This is a genomic window from Nocardia salmonicida (genome assembly GCF_036142455.1).
GTDB classification, from domain to species: domain Bacteria; phylum Actinomycetota; class Actinomycetes; order Mycobacteriales; family Mycobacteriaceae; genus Nocardia; species Nocardia salmonicida.
Genome location: NZ_CP108014.1, coordinates 4,983,544 through 5,000,279 on the forward strand (window position 1 = coordinate 4,983,544; position 16,736 = coordinate 5,000,279).

Annotated in this window: 17 protein-coding genes; 14 read left to right on the forward strand and 3 right to left on the reverse strand. The window is 65.7% G+C overall.

Translation table 11 applies throughout. From position 1 onward, the window contains the following. Positions 1-23: 23 nt before the first annotated feature. Both OHS03_RS23445 and OHS03_RS23450 read right to left on the reverse strand, forming a co-directional pair. The gene (locus OHS03_RS23445) at positions 24-1,556 is read right to left on the reverse strand and encodes a hypothetical protein (protein WP_328657059.1); all 1,533 of its coding nucleotides are present in this window, start codon (positions 1,554-1,556) and stop codon (positions 24-26) included. Next, complete coding sequence (locus OHS03_RS23450) at positions 1,553-2,482, reverse strand: RNA polymerase sigma factor (RefSeq protein WP_328657061.1); 930 nt, start codon at positions 2,480-2,482, stop codon at positions 1,553-1,555. Before OHS03_RS23450 ends, OHS03_RS23445 begins: the two co-directional genes overlap by 4 nt. Before the next feature lie 210 nt (positions 2,483-2,692). Between OHS03_RS23450 and OHS03_RS23455 the strand changes: the two genes are divergently transcribed. The 4 genes from OHS03_RS23455 to OHS03_RS23470 all read left to right on the forward strand — a co-directional run bounded on the left by OHS03_RS23455 (position 2,693) and on the right by OHS03_RS23470 (position 5,624). Further along, complete coding sequence (locus OHS03_RS23455) at positions 2,693-3,064, forward strand: hypothetical protein (protein ID WP_328657063.1); 372 nt, start codon at positions 2,693-2,695, stop codon at positions 3,062-3,064. A 445-nt stretch (positions 3,065-3,509) separates the two neighbouring features. After that, positions 3,510-4,373, forward strand: coding sequence for a hypothetical protein (locus OHS03_RS23460; protein ID WP_328657065.1), 864 nt, complete (start codon positions 3,510-3,512; stop codon positions 4,371-4,373). Positions 4,374-4,704: 331 nt separating this feature from the next. Further along, the gene (locus OHS03_RS23465) at positions 4,705-4,914 is read left to right on the forward strand and encodes a recombinase family protein (RefSeq protein WP_328657067.1); all 210 of its coding nucleotides are present in this window, start codon (positions 4,705-4,707) and stop codon (positions 4,912-4,914) included. Between the two features lie 143 nt (positions 4,915-5,057). Next, a complete protein-coding gene (locus OHS03_RS23470) occupies positions 5,058-5,624 on the forward strand; it encodes a hypothetical protein (RefSeq protein ID WP_328657068.1) in 567 nt (188 codons plus the stop codon). A 521-nt stretch (positions 5,625-6,145) separates the two neighbouring features. Here OHS03_RS23470 and OHS03_RS23475 read toward each other — a convergent pair. Further along, the gene (locus OHS03_RS23475) at positions 6,146-7,159 is read right to left on the reverse strand and encodes a 4-hydroxy-3-methylbut-2-enyl diphosphate reductase (protein WP_328657070.1); all 1,014 of its coding nucleotides are present in this window, start codon (positions 7,157-7,159) and stop codon (positions 6,146-6,148) included. A gap of 114 nt (positions 7,160-7,273) precedes the next feature. On the opposite strand from OHS03_RS23475, the gene OHS03_RS23480 reads away from it, so the two are divergent. The 10 genes from OHS03_RS23480 to OHS03_RS23525 all read left to right on the forward strand — a co-directional run bounded on the left by OHS03_RS23480 (position 7,274) and on the right by OHS03_RS23525 (position 16,736). Beyond that, a complete protein-coding gene (locus tag OHS03_RS23480) occupies positions 7,274-7,867 on the forward strand; it encodes a lipid droplet-associated protein (protein ID WP_328657072.1) in 594 nt (197 codons plus the stop codon). Positions 7,868-7,954: 87 nt separating this feature from the next. Continuing rightward, positions 7,955-9,241 carry an exodeoxyribonuclease VII large subunit gene (gene xseA, locus OHS03_RS23485; RefSeq protein WP_328657074.1) on the forward strand — a complete coding sequence of 429 codons (1,287 nt, stop codon included), beginning with the start codon at positions 7,955-7,957 and terminating at the stop codon, positions 9,239-9,241. After that, on the forward strand, positions 9,238-9,498 hold the full coding sequence (locus OHS03_RS23490; protein WP_373864333.1) for an exodeoxyribonuclease VII small subunit: 261 nt from the start codon (positions 9,238-9,240) through the stop codon (positions 9,496-9,498). The genes xseA and OHS03_RS23490 overlap by 4 nt, the downstream gene beginning before the upstream one ends. Before the next feature lie 129 nt (positions 9,499-9,627). Then, a complete protein-coding gene (locus tag OHS03_RS23495; RefSeq protein WP_328657076.1) occupies positions 9,628-10,896 on the forward strand; it encodes an amidohydrolase family protein in 1,269 nt (422 codons plus the stop codon). Between the two features lie 61 nt (positions 10,897-10,957). After that, positions 10,958-12,382, forward strand: a complete 1,425-nt coding sequence (locus OHS03_RS23500) for an FAD-binding oxidoreductase (RefSeq protein WP_328657079.1) — start codon at positions 10,958-10,960, stop codon at positions 12,380-12,382. A 14-nt stretch (positions 12,383-12,396) separates the two neighbouring features. Further along, positions 12,397-13,422, forward strand: a complete 1,026-nt coding sequence (locus OHS03_RS23505) for an ABC transporter substrate-binding protein (protein ID WP_328657080.1) — start codon at positions 12,397-12,399, stop codon at positions 13,420-13,422. After that, complete coding sequence (locus OHS03_RS23510; RefSeq protein WP_328657082.1) at positions 13,419-14,186, forward strand: ABC transporter ATP-binding protein; 768 nt, start codon at positions 13,419-13,421, stop codon at positions 14,184-14,186. Before OHS03_RS23505 ends, OHS03_RS23510 begins: the two co-directional genes overlap by 4 nt. Further along, positions 14,183-14,947, forward strand: coding sequence for an ABC transporter permease (locus OHS03_RS23515; RefSeq protein ID WP_328657084.1), 765 nt, complete (start codon positions 14,183-14,185; stop codon positions 14,945-14,947). Before OHS03_RS23510 ends, OHS03_RS23515 begins: the two co-directional genes overlap by 4 nt. Then, positions 14,944-15,726, forward strand: a complete 783-nt coding sequence (locus tag OHS03_RS23520; RefSeq protein WP_056813598.1) for an ABC transporter permease — start codon at positions 14,944-14,946, stop codon at positions 15,724-15,726. Before OHS03_RS23515 ends, OHS03_RS23520 begins: the two co-directional genes overlap by 4 nt. After that, complete coding sequence (locus tag OHS03_RS23525) at positions 15,723-16,736, forward strand: LacI family DNA-binding transcriptional regulator (RefSeq protein WP_328657086.1); 1,014 nt, start codon at positions 15,723-15,725, stop codon at positions 16,734-16,736. The genes OHS03_RS23520 and OHS03_RS23525 overlap by 4 nt, the downstream gene beginning before the upstream one ends.

Here is a 16,736-nt window from a genome sequence, read left to right on the forward strand (position 1 = left end):
GAAACGCGGTGCCACCCTCCCGTCTATCGGACATGTCCTTGGGCCGTCAGATATCCATCCACGCGGATCAACGGGGACTCCGTATCGATCCCGTCGACGACAATTATCGATTTGGGTATGCCGAAATCTTCGTCAGAGCTTTCCAATTCGGAGGCGAACTCTTCAGCGACATCGCGAAGCTCCTTCGGACTGTCTACAAGAGACCTTTCGATATCTCTCGTATGCGCGCCTTCGATCGCCCCGAAAGCCGACAACAAGAACCCGTCGTGCTCGGACCTCGAGGTGATCATCAGCATCTCGTCTTGTCTAGGCCATTTACTATCGTTAAAAGTCAAGTCTCTGACCGGTTCGCTTGACCCCCAGTGTTTGACCATCAAAGTCAGTAGCCCGTTCAGTGTGCTGCGAGACAGCTTTGAACCGACCGGTTTCGGATCATCTCCGAACTTCAGATCGACGTTAAAAGTCAAGCGATCCTCTGGCCATAGATTGCAAACACGGGCAGACAGCGAAGACTCCAGGATTGATTTCGAGCGTTCGACGTGACGTTCATTCAAGATGGCCGAGACTTTGTGGTGTATCAGCACCCCCTTGGAGACGTAATCCGGCAATTTTTTCGCTTGAACTATGTGCGTGCGATGTTGCCCGTCGATATCTTGGCACGTAAAAACCGCATCGGCGCCACTGGGAGGTCGCGATGAGCTAAACGTGGTCGCTCTCTGCTCGTCCGCCCATCGACACAAGTGCTGGTTTCCATCCTTACTCCCCGTGTGACCTGGTGGACGGGGAAATTCATCGAGACCGTCGACAAAGAGCAACAGGGAAAGGCACGCGGCTGTCTCGGATGCGGACCGGCCTGATTCGGTGGCAGGCTCCGGTGGACGTCCCGATGTCAGTCTCATCGACAATATTCTTGTAAAGGACTCGAAAACGTCGAGGCATTCCGAATAGCGTGGAGATGAGGTGAAGTATCCATATGGATACTGCGCAGAGTGTCCACGCAAGAAGGGTTTGTTCAATAGTCTTCTTATGTACTGCAAGGCATCTTCTGACTGGACCCTGAGGGGTCGCCATCCATCCAGATCTGATCCAGGTCTGACTGCATTGCCAAGGTGATACCAGATGGCCGGAATCTCAAGATTGGGGGCATTGTCAAGTCTTACACCTGGGTGGGCATCGTCCGTGCGTGAACGGGGAAACACTTCAAAATCTGGCACTACGTCCCGGGGTGGGGAGCTGTGCGGTTGAACAGACTTGTCGCAGTTCCTCAATTCGTCCGTATCAGTTTTCACCCCGTTGACTTGCTGGATAAAATAGGTCGAACTATCTGCTCGGCGGGGCGACCCAAGGTCTTCGGTGACAACAGCGCCGAGCGTGGCCCGGAGATCGAGTGTGGCAAGACGTCGGCGTATCCGGTCGCTGGTCTGCCGGGAGGCGCGGTCGCGGAGCGCGCGGGCCCCGTCCGTGCCGAGTGAGGACCGCTCGATGAGTGCTTCCATCCGGGCGATCCGCTCTGCGTTCGGATCGCCGTTGCTGCTGGCGGGTCGGTTCACGTTCATGACGGGTTCCTCACTGAGGAGATGGAGAGGTTGTTGATCCATGCGTGTGATGACCGAAGTCGGGCCCAACGACGCTCGATGGACTTCCTTGTGCGCCCCAGGATCTCGGCGATCTCCGCTTCGGTGTAGCTGTGAGCCTTGTACAAGACGACCGCCCGGTCTTCGTCGGTGTCGAGCGTCTTGAAATGTTGGCGGAGAACGTCGTTGTTCATGGCGGTCAGCTCGGGGTCGGCGAACATCGCCATCCGTTGCTGGCCAGGTGGCAGTTCGAGGTCTAAGCCGATCTCCGGGCCGCACCGCGGAAACTCGTAGTGGCGCCTGCCTGGTTTGAGGTTCTTGCGCAACACATCGGCGAACGCCAGCACGCACTTGTTCACGAAGTAGGTGGCCAATAGCGAGCCGCCGGCGGGATTCCAGCCGGTTCCGGCGAGGATCTCCTGACAGAGCTTGTGCAGCGCCTGGAAGACAGCGTCGTCGATGAGGTCTTGGCGATAGAAGGTGTCCTCTGCGAGTCTGCGTTGGTCGCGCTCTTGCACTTGCGGGTGTGCGCCGAGTCGTCGGAACTGTTTGTAGATGCGACGACTACAAACGAGGGCCTCCATGGTCGAGGTGCCGTACTTGAGCAATTGCTCGGCGAGACACCACCATTCCGGGCTCTGCGCCCCGGAAGCACGGACCAGTCCGACCATCTCGGCGTCCGCGTCGAGGCGTTTCAACCGTTCGACTCCGGCGTCGATCTCATCTTCGGGGTCCTCGCCGACGAGGTCGGACAGTGCCGCCGATGCCCTGAACCTGGTGCCTTCCTCGACATCACGCCCAGCTATGGCATCGGCAGCGCCACCGAGGAGGGGCGCGGCGATGTCCTCGATCGGAACATCGCCACGCCTGCTCTTCGGGTTGGGTACCGCATCTCTCGATGCGCCCATTCGTCCTCCTCAGCTAACCCACATCATGACGAGCCGGGCGCGCTCGGCACCCGAGATACAGGCGCGATCCGAGCGCGCCGACATGACCCTTATAGGGCCGGTTCCCCCACAAACCCCCTCGCTGGGAAAAGACCTCTAAAACGCGCCAGCGCGGGGGTTTTGGGCTGGTCACCGCCTAGGACGGGGGCGACAACAAGATGAGAGGACCACATGCACACCCCTGCGTCCGACAACACAGGCCTCCCGCACAGCCGCTGCCGCAAGTGCGGGTCACCGGCCTGTCTGGCCCTGGTCCGCGCCGACACGCCCCCAGCCAACCTGATCGACCTGATCGACCGCCAGTTCAAGCTGATGTCGAGCGGGCATTGGAGCTGGGACCACGTCGGCTACTTCGCCGTGGTCGTCGTCATCGCGGTGATCGCGCTCTACCTCTGTGCGGCAGCCAGCCCGTCCTGGGCACTCGCTGTCGGGGGCGGGGGCCTGGCTACCACTGTGGTCGGGAGTCGATGGCTACGCCGCCGACGTCAACAGGGTCAGGCGAACGACCTCACCGCCCCCTCTGGAGACACCGAGATCCATTGAGCTGCATCGTAGCCAGGCAACTCTCTGCGGCTGGCGCTGCTTGGTGCGACGCATCGACAGCAGCGAGCGTGGTGAACCGTTCGACCACTATCCTCGCGTGACCTCGACGGCCGCAGCCGATTCTGGGCCAGCAGGCCGGTTGGGCTTGTCCTTCGTAGCGTTGATCCCGGCCGACTCCAAGTACCAGGTCCGGATTGTCGCCCCGACCCGACCTGGGTAACCCGATACGAGACGCCATCCGCGCCGCCACCGCGATGCTGGCTGATTCGCACCGAGTCGGCAGCACACCCAGCACACCAGTACGTCTCCGCCGAGTAGCCAGACCGTGGATTGTCAGCGCGACCGGGCACAGGAGTATCCAGATCAGGTCTGAGACCACCGACACCGATGCTTGCCTGCCGATGAATTCCCGGAACAGTCCGACCTCGTGTCTACGCTGTTCTCCGTGTCCACGTACACCGCGACAGTCGACTCCCTCAGGGTGCTGACGCTTGCGGACCTCGGAAAGCTTCTCTCCCGCCAATACGGAAGGAGTTGGCACCCCGAGGTCGGCCCCTTCGCTGCCAGACAGACGACGGCTATCTCCGATGGCGTCTTCCTCAACAATGCCAATCTCAGCACGATCGCGGCTGAGCCGAAGTGGCGTCGACCGTGGACAGTTGCGGCGGACGAAGCGGGTCGGTGGTGGATCGCTGATGCTCCTTCTTTCAGCCTGGCCGCAATGCGGATCGGAGTCATTGAGGTAGAGCGGCGCGCGCTCGGCAATTCCGCCAACATGTCCGGGACCGACCTCAAGCATTATTTTTGGGCGCTCTTGGGCCACTCGCCCCAGACGTACGAAGCGGTGACCGCGACCATCGCGACGCACCGCCGAAACGAGCCTCAGCTGCCCGAGCCGGGCCGCAACTGGGCGGGTGAGTACCAGCTCAAGCTCGACAGCGCGACGAGCTGGTTCCGCGGACTCAAGCGTGCGTTCATCGGGCACGCGCACGCCGGATCCGGCAAGTCCCGGGCTGCCTCGGTATTTGCACGTGCTTTCGAGCTCGCCTACGCCCAGTCCTGGCAGGTAATGCACCAAGCCCGCAGCGTCGTGGGTGTGGGCTACCTGTGCTCGTCGACTCAGCGCGCTCGTCAACTCGACGCCACGCGACAGGCACGAACCAGCTTGCGCCACAACATGCTGCGCCGTTGTGCAGGTACACGCCGACCGGGGCAGGTCGTCACAGCGTCCCCCCGCGTGTGCCGTGGGCCGAACTCGGCTGGTGAACAGCCGACTCGAACCCACCTACGGAGCGCGCCTACATACTGATACGGGCGTCGCGCTCCGAATCCACACGGGAGTGCACGTTGCTGACCCATCTCGGCGAGGCCCACACGACGTGGGACCTCGCTCCGATCATCCTCACCGCTACGGTTCTCATGCCGGTAGCACTACTCACGCTTCTGGTTTCGCTGGCCGCCATGGTCGCCGTGTTCGGAAGCAACCTCCGCAGCGACCGCGCGATGCGGATCTTCGACGCAGCTCTCGGCGCGTTGATGGCCCTAATCAATGCTCTTTTGCGTACCGGTCCCGGCGGTCGATCTCGGCGCGGTGCTCGCAGGAGCCGTCGATGACCGGGTGCCGCCGAGGACGCCCCCGCATGTGCCCGGATGATGTTCTCGTGCTCATCGTGAACATGCATCGCGAAGGAATCAGCTATCGCGGCATCGTCTCCGAGCTCAATGCCCTGGGAATCCCCACACCGGGTGGCGGGCGCCGCTGGTATCCCTCGCACGTGTCCCGGCTGTTGAACACGGCCAACGTAGTCGAACAGTTCGGCCGTCCGAGTGCAGCGCGGCGCAGCACGTAACGCGTGTTACAGCGTGACCGACCAACCTCGGTCCCTCGCCCAAGGCGATCGCGAGCTCAAGGCCGCGCGGACTCCGTACCGGCACAGGACCGCGACGAATGCCTGAGAGCCCTGAGGCGCGGCGGTATCCTCAGAGTGTGGGCATGGCTGATGATCTGGCGCGGTACCGGGAATCACGAGCCGCTGAGGCGAATCGGGCACAGGCGCTCTACCAACAGAACTGGGCTACCGTCGATGAGGTCGTTCGCGAGTTCTGGTCGACAGTTCGCCGCATGAACATCCCACCGCAGCATGTGGTGTTAGGGTCCACCGACAGAGGTACCGGTTGGGAGCTAAGCGGCGCTCTGGACCGCGACCCCTTGAACTCGCTCATGGTGTACAAGGACGGCGGCTGGACCCTTGACAGGGTCTACGGTGCCCAGGACATGGGGCCGGACCTGCATCTCGGCAGTTCGGACGAGGGTGTCGTGAGGTGGAATTCGCCCATCGGCCGTGCCCGACTCCACAGCGCCTTGGTCGCCCGGCTCGCAGAATTGGAAGACCAGAATCCCGGTCAGGCAGCTTCTCCTGGACACAGCCGAGATGGGCTCGGCACCTTGGGTAACTCGCTGGGCAGCGACGCGCTCGGCTCGCTGGGTAACTCGCCAGGCAGCCGTGGGCTCGGCCCGCCGGGGTTGAACGACCCACCATCGCTGGGACCACTGCGCTGAACACTCAGTAGCTGAGTCACCCCTTTTGTGGAGCAGTTCGACCGACCAGCGTCACCAGTCGGATGATGGTCGGCGGTACGCGGGGCTGCGCGCGTTGGAGAAGGATGGCGCAGTGGTGAGGGCGGACGCGGCGCAGCTGCCAGCAGTGCGGCAGGTCGAAGGGGTAACACCGTGTCGTGTCACCTCTTCGGCCGTGTCAATCCCAGGTGTGGAACCCAACACACCTCGCCCGCCCGACTGGCGGATGTGTCAGTGTGTCTTTGCATACGTCTGCGTAGCTGTCCCCGGCTGGGCAGGGGGAACGGAAACCGTTTTCATCAATTCCACAAACGTGCACGTCAGCCGGATTTTTGACAATTAGATGGCAATCGGACACCGGTCAGTTGGCATCGTGGGCACCGTGACCAGTCGTAACCTTTTAAGCGAGCACACTGGTAACTCACCGGGTACGGGCTAACCAAGCAACAATCACCGTCTGGCCGCCAACGCGAATCTTCCGGCGACCTAGGTCTGGCTTGAAGTCACGGGGAGGCGGGGGAGCGGGCAGGCCGGAGTTCGCGGGGGAGGGAGAAGACCAGGGTTTCGTTGGCTGTGGTCACCGGCTGTACCTCGCCGAAGCCGTGCTCGGCCAGCAGGTCGAGCACCCCGGTCACCAGGATCTCCGGCACCGAAGCACCGGAGGTGATGCCGATGGTCTGCACGCCCTCGAGCCAGGCCAGATCGACCTCGCGCGCGTAGTCGACCAGATAGGCCGCGGTCGCACCCGCGCCGAGCGCCACCTCGACCAGTCGGACCGAGTTCGACGAGTTGCGCGAACCGACCACGATCACCAGATCGCATTCGGGCGCCATCGCCTTCACCGCGGTCTGGCGGTTGGAGGTGGCGTAGCAGATGTCGTCGCTGGGCGGGTCCTGCAGCGTCGGGAAGCGTTCGCGCAGCCGCTCGACGGTCTCCATGGTCTCGTCGACCGAGAGCGTGGTCTGCGACAGCCAGATCACCTTCGACGGGTCGCGCACGGTCACCTTGTCCACCGAGTCGGGCCCGTCGACCAGCTGCACGTGCTCGGGCGCCTCTCCGGCGGTGCCTTCGACTTCCTCGTGGCCTTCGTGGCCGATCAGCAGGATGTCGAAGTCGTCGCGGGCGAAGCGCTTGGCTTCCTGGTGCACCTTGGTGACCAGCGGGCAGGTGGCGTCGATGGTGCGCAGGTTCCGCTGCGCGGCGGTCTCGTGCACGATCGGCGCGACGCCGTGGGCGGAGAACACGACCAGCGCGCCCTCCGGCACCTCGTCGGTCTCGTCGACGAAGATCACGCCCTGCTCACGTAGCGTTTCCACGACGTGGCGGTTGTGCACGATCTCCTTGCGCACATAGATCGGGGCGCCGTGTTTCTCGAGAGCCTTCTCCACGGTCTCGACGGCGCGGTCGACGCCTGCGCAGTAGCCGCGCGGCTCGGCCAGCAGCACGCGCTTGCCACCGGCAGCCTTCGCGCCCGCGGAGCGCGTGATACCGACGTTCAAGGGGATTGCCGAGGTCATATTCCACAGCTTACGTGCGTGCGACGGGCCGGATCAGGTCGGATCAAGGGGCGAAAGTCACATAACTGGGGGCTGGACCTTTGCATCACACTCGGTTTGCGGCAGGCTGGGGTCATGTTTCGACCTCCGTTCCTGGCCAGGGTGGCCGCCGGCGCCGCCGTGTATGCCTTAGAAGAGACCCGGCGACTGCCCGTCGCCGCGGTCAATTTCCCGATCACCGCGCTCAGTCGCGTGCTGCAGACCACGATGCATATGCAGCAGTTCGTCACCAGCCTCGCGCTCAAGGGTGACGGTGTGTTCGAGCGGCTGGGTTCGGCTCCGGCCGAGCAGCCCGAGTGGGCCACCTTCGACGAGGACATCGAGCCCGCGCCCGCCGCCAACGGCCACACCAGCCGCTTCGATCTGTTCGAAGAGGCCGACGCCCCGCAGACCAACGGCAAGGTCGTGCCCGCGCCGCTGCTGCTGCTCGAGACCGAGGAAGAGGTCATCGAGCCCGCTGAGAAGCCCACCGAGGAGGAGGTCGTAGCCCCCGAGGTCGCTATCCGCTACGACTACCCCGCGATGACGCTGGCCCAGCTGCGCGCCCGGCTGCGGATGCTCACCGTCGAGGAACTGGCCCAGCTGCTCGACTTCGAACAGCAGACCCGCGCCCGCGCCCCCTTCGTCACGATGCTCACCAACCGCATCGCCACCGTCCAGGCGCAGTAACCGACCTTCCGTCGAGGCGGCCGCAATCCAACACAACGGATGCGGCCGCTTTTTGGTTGTGTCGGTAGCTCCGCGTAGAACTGACCTATGACTCAGGACGGCGTCGCGCAGACCGGCGCTCCGGCCAATTCGGCGGAGCAGCCGTATCCGGTGCGTTCGGTCGCGGTGAAGGTCGCCCAGTGGATCGAGCGGCTCGGCAGCATCTGGGTGGAGGGGCAGGTCACCCAGATCAATCTGCGCCCCGGCACCCGCACCGCGTTCCTGGTGTTGCGCGACGCCTCGGTGGACATGTCGCTGTCGCTGACCTGCGATCCCGATCTGTTGCGCAGGCTGCCGGTGCCGTTGACCGAGGGCAGCCGTGTGGTCGTCTACGGCAAACTGCACTTCTTCACCGGTCGAGGCACGGTCTCGTTGCGGGTCACCGAGATTCGCGCGGTCGGCATCGGAGAGCTGCTGGCGCGGATCGAACGATTGAAAGCCCTGTTGACAGCCGAGGGATTGTTCGATGCCCGGCTCAAGCGACCGTTGCCGTTCCTGCCCGCGACGATCGGGCTGATCACCGGACGGGCGAGCGCGGCCGAACGTGACGTCTTGTCTGTGGCCCAGAATCGCTGGCCCGCAGTCCGTTTCGTCATCCGGAACACCGCGGTGCAGGGTCCGACCGCGGTACCGCAGATGCTCGAAGCCTTGGCCGAGCTGGATGGCGACCCCGACGTCGAGGTGATCGTGTTGGCTCGCGGCGGCGGCAGCGTCGAAGACCTGCTGGCCTTCTCCGACGAAGCACTGTGCCGAGCGGTCGCCGCCGCCCGCACCCCGATCGTCAGCGCCATCGGCCACGAACCCGACAACCCGCTGCTCGACCTGGTCGCCGACCTGCGCGCGGCCACCCCCACCGACGCCGCCAAACGCATCGTCCCCGACGCCGCCGCCGAACTGGCCGGAGTCCGGGACATGCGCGCACGCTCGGCGGCCGCGTTGCGCGGCTGGGTCCAGCGCGAGGCGCACACCATCACGCAGTTGCGATCGCGTCCCGTCCTCGCCGATCCGCTGCGCGAGCTGAACCACCGCCACGACGAGCTGGAGCGCTTGCGCACCGCCGCGCGACGCAATGTCGAACAGCTCCTGCGCGGCGAGTCGACGACCACCCTGCATCTGCGCGAGAAGCTCACCGCCATGGGTCCGGCCGCCACGCTGGCCCGCGGTTACGCTGTCGTGCAGCGCGTCGCCGGTCCCGAACGCCATGTCGTGCGTTCGATCGACGACTCCCCCGCAGGCAGCCAGCTCCGCATCAGGGTCGCCGACGGAGCTGTCACCGCGGCAGCACTCGGCACCCAGCGACTGACGCCAGAGACCACCGACGAGAAGAGGAAGTGACCGTGGCCGACGCCGGTTCCGAGAACACCGCTGCCGACACCTTGGCCGAGATCGCGACCTTCGGCTACGAACGCGCCCGCGACGAGCTCATCAACGTGGTGAAGATGCTGGAACAGGGCGGCCTCGACCTGGACGACTCGCTGGTGCTGTGGGAACGCGGCGAAGCCCTCGCTACGCGCTGTGAACAGCATCTCGCCGGTGCCCGGCGCCGCGTGGAGGACGCACTCTCCCGCGCGGATCTCGACTCCACCGACTGATCGGGCACCGGTTTCCGCGACCGGTGCACAAAACGCAATTCGCGCTTTACGGCCACGAAACACTGTCCCGGCACGCTGATCCTCGTTGGTAAATCGATTGATCAGCCTGGTGGCTGGGAGGCGTACGCCGTGGAGATTTTCGTCGACGGACTGTTCGTGCCGGTGCACGACGGGGCCGAACCCTATCGGGGATTCCTTACTGCCGAGAACGGCGTCGTCACCGCGACCGGACCCGGTTCACCCGAGATTCCGCCCGGCGCCACTGTGGTGGATCTAGCGGGCAAGCTGGTGCTGCCGGGCTTCGTCTCGGCGCACAGCCACCTGTGGCAGTCGGTGTTCCGCGGCCTGGCCGACGGCTGCTCCACCTACGGGTGGATCGAGCAGTTGCACATGCGATACGGCCCGCTGCTCACCGAGTCCGACATGTACGCCTTCACCGTGCACGGCGGTCACGACCTCCTGCGCCACGGCATCACCACGGTCTGCAACCACACGCACAGTTTCGGCGGCGGTGCGGCCGGGCAGTGGCGCGCCGCCCTGGATCTGCCACAGCGAACGGTCTACGCGCACAGTCCTTCTCGCACGGACACCGCGGCCGAACGCCGGGCAGGGATAGAACAGTTCCAGAAGATCACCGCCGAGGTCGACGATCCGCACATCCTCGGCCGTTCCTACAACACCACTTGGCCGCTCGACGAACCCGAGATGCGCGCCGAAGCCGAACTACTGACCGAGTACGGCATCGGCAAGCACCTGCACTATCTCGAGGATCCAGCCGCCGCCGACCGTCAGCGCGCCGACTTCCCGCTACTGCTGGCGACCGGAAGTGTCGGTCCCGACACGGTTTTCGCGCACTTCATCCACACCACACCCGAGATCGTGGCCGAGGCGGGCAGGCGCGGCGCGGCCATGGCGTGGAATCCGTTGTCCAACGGCAGGCTCGGCTCCGGCGTTCCCGACATCCTCGGATATCGCGCCGCGGGCCTGCGGATCGGGCTCGGCGTGGACGGCCAGGCCAGTGCCGACGTCGCCGATCCGTTCCAGAACATGCGCACCGGGCTGTACCTGTTGCGCGCGGCGGCCAGGGACGCGACGGTGTTGAGCAGCCGGGAGATCCTGCGGATGCACACCCTCGGCAGTGCCGAAGCGCTCGGTGTCGAGGACCGTGTCGGCAGCCTGGAGCCGGGCAAGTTCGCCGACTTCCTCGTCATCGATCCGGAGCGCCCGAGCACGGGCCCCCTGTCACCAGACCTCTACGCGCACACCGTACTTGCGCTGTCCGCTGCGAACATCACCGATGTTCGGTTGGGCGGGCGCACCGTATCGGCGGGACTTTTCGAGCCCACCGCCACCGGCGCGATCCACGAGCGCGTCGCCGCTCTACGCGCGCTGCTCTGACCCGAATTCTCGATGCCGGACGTCCCGGCATCCCTCTCGAAACACCTTGGAGCACTACCCGATGTCACCTATCGAAGCCCTGACAAAGCTGCGGACCGAGCTCGGTCCCATCGACCACTCCACCGACGCCCGTAAGTTACGCAGCAAGAGCCGCGACCGCTTCGCGCAGAGCCCGGTGCTGCGAGACCTGTTGCGCGGCCGCAACGCCGAGATCTTCATCGCCCCGCGCGACAAAGAGGAACTGCGCACCGCCGTCGCCGCGTGCGCGCGCCATCGCATCCCGATCACCGTGCGCGGCGCGGGTTCCGGGCAGTTCGGGCAGGGCGTGCCGCTCAGCGGTGGCGCGGTGATCGACGTGACCGCCCTGGCCGGGGTCCTCGGTTGGCACGGCGATCGCGGCAGGCAGATCCCGCGCACCGTACGGGCGCTCACCGGCACGGTGGTGGCCGATATCGACGCCGCGATCCGCCCGTCGGGTTGGGAGTTGCGCATGCATCCGTCCACCTCGCAGCAGGCCACCATCGGCGGCTACATCGCGGGCGGACACGCCGGAATCGGCAGCTGCCAGTGGGGAATTCTGCGTGACACCGGCAATATCACCGCGCTGGAAGTGATGACGGTGGAAGAACATCCGCGCCTGATCGAACTGCGCGGGCGCGATGTGAACACCGTGCACCACGCCTACGGCGCCAACGGCATCATCACCGAGGTCGAGCTCCCGGTCTCCCCGGCCTGGGAATGGCACGAGCTGGTGATCTCGTTCCCGGAATTCGAACAGGCCGCACGGTTTTCGGTCGACATCTGCAACAGCGACGGTGTGCTGAAGAAGGTCGTCTCGCCCCACGCACATCCACTCCCGCAGTACTTCCCCGATCTGGCGGGTCTCGTACCAGACGGCGAGGCGATGGTGCTGCTGATGGCGGCCGTGCAGTCGGTGCCGAATGTGGAGGATCTCGTGCACGCCAACGGCGGCCGGATCCGCTACCGCTGTCTCGAGGGCAAGGGCGCCTACGGCGCACCGCTGTACGAATTCACCTGGGGCCATTCGATGATGCACTACCAGCGCCGCAACAAGAAGCTGATCGGACTGCTCGCGCTGTACCCGCAGCAGAACCTGTACGAGTCGATCCTGCGGATTCACCGCGACTTCGCCGAGCTCGGCCCGCTACATCTGGAGATGAAGCGGATCGACGGTGGCCTGTCGTGCCAGGGCTCGCCGGTATTCGAGTTCGAGAGTCAGCAACAGCTGGCCGCGATCACCGCACAGTTGCAGCAGGCCGGGCTGTTCATCGCCAATACCCACACGCCCGTCCTCGGCGCCAGTGGCATGAAGCCGTGGGGACCGAAAGAGGCTGCGTTCAAACGGGAATTCGACCCCTACGGCCTGCTGGCACAGGGCAAGGCCGACGACGTCGTCGGCACCGACACCGTTTCCACCTCGACCGCGCTGCCCAACAGCGGCTGGTCCTACCGACTGAGCAATTGAGAAAGGCGCCCATCATGCAACTCTCCCGTCGTCACGCCTTGCGGCTGACCGGCTGTGTCGGCGTCGCCGCCGGCCTTGCCGCCTGCTCCCCCGCCGCCTCACGTTCGACCGAATCCGGCAATGCGATTGCCATGCAACTGGGTTGGATCAAGAACGTCCAGTTCGCCGGTGAATACCTGGCACTGGAGAACGGTCACTTCCGCGATGCCGGACTGTCCGTCGACCTGCTCGCCGGTGGCGCGGCGGGTACCAGCACCGAAGCCGGTATCGACACCGGCAAGGTGTGGATCGGCACCTCCACGCCGCAGAAGGTGGCCGCCGCGGTGGAACGCGGTGTGCCGGTACGCATCATCGGCGCGACCCTTGCCACGAGTCCCGCGTGCATCACCTCGCCGGAGTCGAAGCCGTTGCGGACACCGAAAGATCTGGTGGGCAAGCGGGTCGGCGTCGCGGACCACAACCTGCCGACGTTCGAGTCTCTGCTCACCGCCAATGGCGTCGACCCGTCGTCGGTGAAAGTCATTCCGGTGCAGTTCGATCCGTCGCCGCTGGTCAACGGCGAGGTCGACGCGTGGTCCGGGTTCACCACCAACGAGCCGGTCTCGCTGCGCGCCAAGGGATTCGCCACCTATTCGTTTCTGTACAACGATTTCGGATTACGCACATGTGCACAGGTTTTCGTTGTCTCCGAACAGTCGCTGGTCGACGAACGGGCCAAGTGCAAGGCGTTCCTCACCGCCGAGATCAAGGGCTGGAAGGACGCGCTCGCCGATCCCGATCGCGGTGTCGCACTGGCCGTACAGAAGTACGGTGCCGATCAAAAGCTCGACACCGCGCAGCAGCGTGCCCTGCTCGACGCGACACTGCCGCTGATCCAGACGCCCGATACCCGCCGCGACGGACTGCTCACCCTGTCGACGAGTCTGATCGCCGACACGGTGACGGCGCTGGGACGGACGGGTTCCACGGTGACCGCTGCCCAGCTGTTCGATTCCTCGCTCCTCACCGAGCTCTACACCGAGCATCCGGGGTTGCGATGACCGGCATCGACATCAGTGGACTGACCAAGACATTCACCGCGGGCAAGCGCAAGGTCGAAGCGCTCGCCGAGGTCGACCTACGGAGCAAGCAGGGCGAATTCCTGTCGCTGCTCGGACCTTCCGGCTGCGGCAAATCGACCATTCTGCGAATTCTGGCCGGTCTGGACACGCCGACCGCCGGCTCGGCGCTGGTCAACGGACGTACCCCCGAGCAGCTGCGGACCGAACACGAGCTGGGTATCGCCTTTCAGGACTCCGCCCTCTTGCCTTGGCGCAGTGTGCGTTCCAATATCGCGTTGCCCCTCCAGGTGGCGGGGCTGCCGATCGACCACGCGATGATCGACGGCCTCATCGAACTCGTCGGTCTCACCGGCTTCGAGGCGGCCAAACCGGCACAGCTGTCCGGCGGTATGCGGCAACGGGTTTCGATCGCCCGTGCGCTGGTGGTGAAGCCGTCGGTGCTGCTGCTGGACGAGCCGTTCGGCGCGCTCGACGACATGACCCGACAGCGGTTGAACATGGAACTGCTGCGGATCTGGACCGAGAAGCCCGCCACCACGTTGATGGTCACCCATGGCATCGGGGAGGCGGTGTTCCTGTCCGACACCGTCGCGGTGATGTCGACGCGGCCGGGACGCGTGCTGGAGCTGGTCGATATCGACCTGCCGCGACCACGGGCACCGGAGATGATGCGCACACCGGAATTCCATGCGCTGCACGATCATCTGTCGGGCCTGTTGTTCGGGGAACGGCGGCCCGCGTGAACGCCCGACTCGCCGGACTGCGTGGCCCCGCGGTCCTGATCCTGCTGTGGGCGGTGGCCGGTCTCAGCACGTCCGCCGTGCCCACCCCGTGGGCAGTCCTGGCCTCCGTAGCCGAGGACGGATTCGCCCTCTACGGCCCGAACGCGTCGATCACCGCGTGGGGTGCGGTCCAGGGCTTCGCGTTCGGCAACATCGCCGCCCTCGCCGTCGCACTCGCCGTGGCGGTGTTCCCCCGCACCGAACCCCTGGCCGCCCAGCTGGCAGTGATCAGCTATTGCGTGCCACTGCTCGCGCTCGGCCCGATCGTGCTGGTGGTATTCGGCGGACGCACGCCGACGGTCTTCCTTGCCGCGGTCTCGGTGTTCTTCACCTCCATGATCGGCACCCTCACGGGCCTGAAATCAGCCAACCGCACCAGCATCGATCTGGTCGACGCGTACGGCGGCAACGGCTGGCACCGCCTCGTCCGGGTCCGGATCCCCGCCGCCCTGCCCGCCGCGACCGCCGCACTCCAGATCGCCGCGCCCGCAGCCGTTCTCGGTGCGATTCTCGGGGAGTACCTGGGTGGGGTGGACAGTGGTGTCGGCGTCGCGCTCACCGCCGCGCAGTCCTCCTACGATCTGCCGCGCACCTGGGGCATGGCTCTGGCGGCCGGATTACTTTCTGGCGCAGGCTATTTCGTTGCCTCCTCGGCTGGCAAGATTGTTCGGACCCGGCTGTACGGCCCGGGCCCCATCACGCAACCGGAGAACGAATCATGAAGAGTGTCTGGGCTTTCCTCGGCTCGGTGGCGCTGGCCACGGTGCTCGTGCTCGCCGTGTGGTTCGGCTTCCTCGCCGCGTTCCCCCAGATCGGACCGCGAATCGGCCAGACCCCGATGGACGTGTGGGCCTACCTGTTCGACGGCGAACCCGCGCATCGCGCGCAGATCGTCGACGGGCTCACCATCACGCTGCGCGACGCGGGCCTCGGATTCGTCGTCGGGATGAGCCTGGCGCTCAGCGGCGCCGCGCTGGCCCTGCTGTCGCGCGAATTCGAGCGCAGCGCGGTGCCGGTGGCGACCCTGCTGCGCTCGATCCCGCTGGTCACCCTCGCGCCGATCCTGGTGGCCACCTTCGGCCGTGGGCTGACGATGGTCGCCGTCACCGGCGCGCTCGTGGTGTTCTTCCCCGCCTTCGTCACCCTCGTGGCCGGGCTGCGTGGCGCGCCGGCGCAGAGCATGGACCTGATCCGCGCCTACGGTGGCAGCGAGGCCGCGGCGCTGCGCATGGTCGCGCTGCCGGCCGCCCTGCCCTCGCTGTTCGCCGCGCTGCGGATCTCGGTGCCCGGCGCGCTGATCGGCGCGCTCATCGCCGAATGGCTCGGTACGGGTGCGGGATTGGGGTCCTCGATGCTCAAAGCGATTCCGCGCTACGACTATCCGCAGCTGTGGGCCTCGATCGCGGTGGTCGCCGCCGCGTCGATCGTGCTCTACACGCTCGTCGGCGCGGTCGAACGTGTCGTCGCGCTGCGCTTCGCCGATGCCTCGGTAATCTCATGACCACGAAGGAGGTGCGCGTGCCACCGAGGCCGACCATGCGCGATATCGCGGCCGCAGCGGGTGTCTCGCCGTCGGCGGTGTCGCTCGCGCTCGCGGGCAAGGGCCGGATGGAAGACAGCACCCGTGCCCGCATCCTGGCCACCGCCACCGAACTCGGCTACCGGATCAACCGCGAGGCCAGGGCACTGCGCACCGGGCGAACGATGATGATCGGACTGGTCACCTCGATGGTCGCCGATCAGGTCGACGACCACGAATCACGCCTGGACTGGTACACCCGCACCGCACTGGCCGCCGCCAACGAGTCCTTTCGGCACGGCTACGCGCTGGTCCTCGTCCCACCGCTGGGCGAGCACGACCAGGTCCACGATCTCGCCGCCGACGGCGTCCTGCTCATCGACCCCGACCCGGCCGAAGGCTTCGTCGAAACGGCGGCCGCCCGCGGCCTGGCGGTGGTGACGATCGGCGGTCACGCGCCCGCCCCGGCGAGCTCGGTATCGCTCGACCGCGACGCGGCGGTCGACCTGGCGATGACGCATTTCCTGAGCACCGGCGCTCGCCGACCCGCCCTGCTGGTCGACAACAGCGGCAGACAGAATGCGGCCGCCTCCAGAACCGCCTACGAACACTGGTGCGACATCGCGGGCATGACGCCGATCGTGGCGACCGTCGATTTCGCCGGGGGCGGCGGCCGCACCAGACTCGCCCATCGCGCGTGCGTGCAACTGCTGACCGAACGCCCCGACGTCGACGCCGTCTACGCCCCGCTGGACTCGGTCGCTGCCGGTTGCGTCACCGCGGCCCGCGAACTCGGCCGCACCATCGGCGCCGACCTGGGCCTGATCACCTCCGAGGGCAGCATCGCCCGTGACAACGATCCGCCACTCACCGCGATCGACACCCATCGCGAAGAACAGGCGGCGGCGGCGGTTCGCATGCTGGTCACAGCCCTCGCCAGCGGCGAAAGGCCACCGAACCAAACTTTCCTACCCAGCCTGATCGTGCGCTGA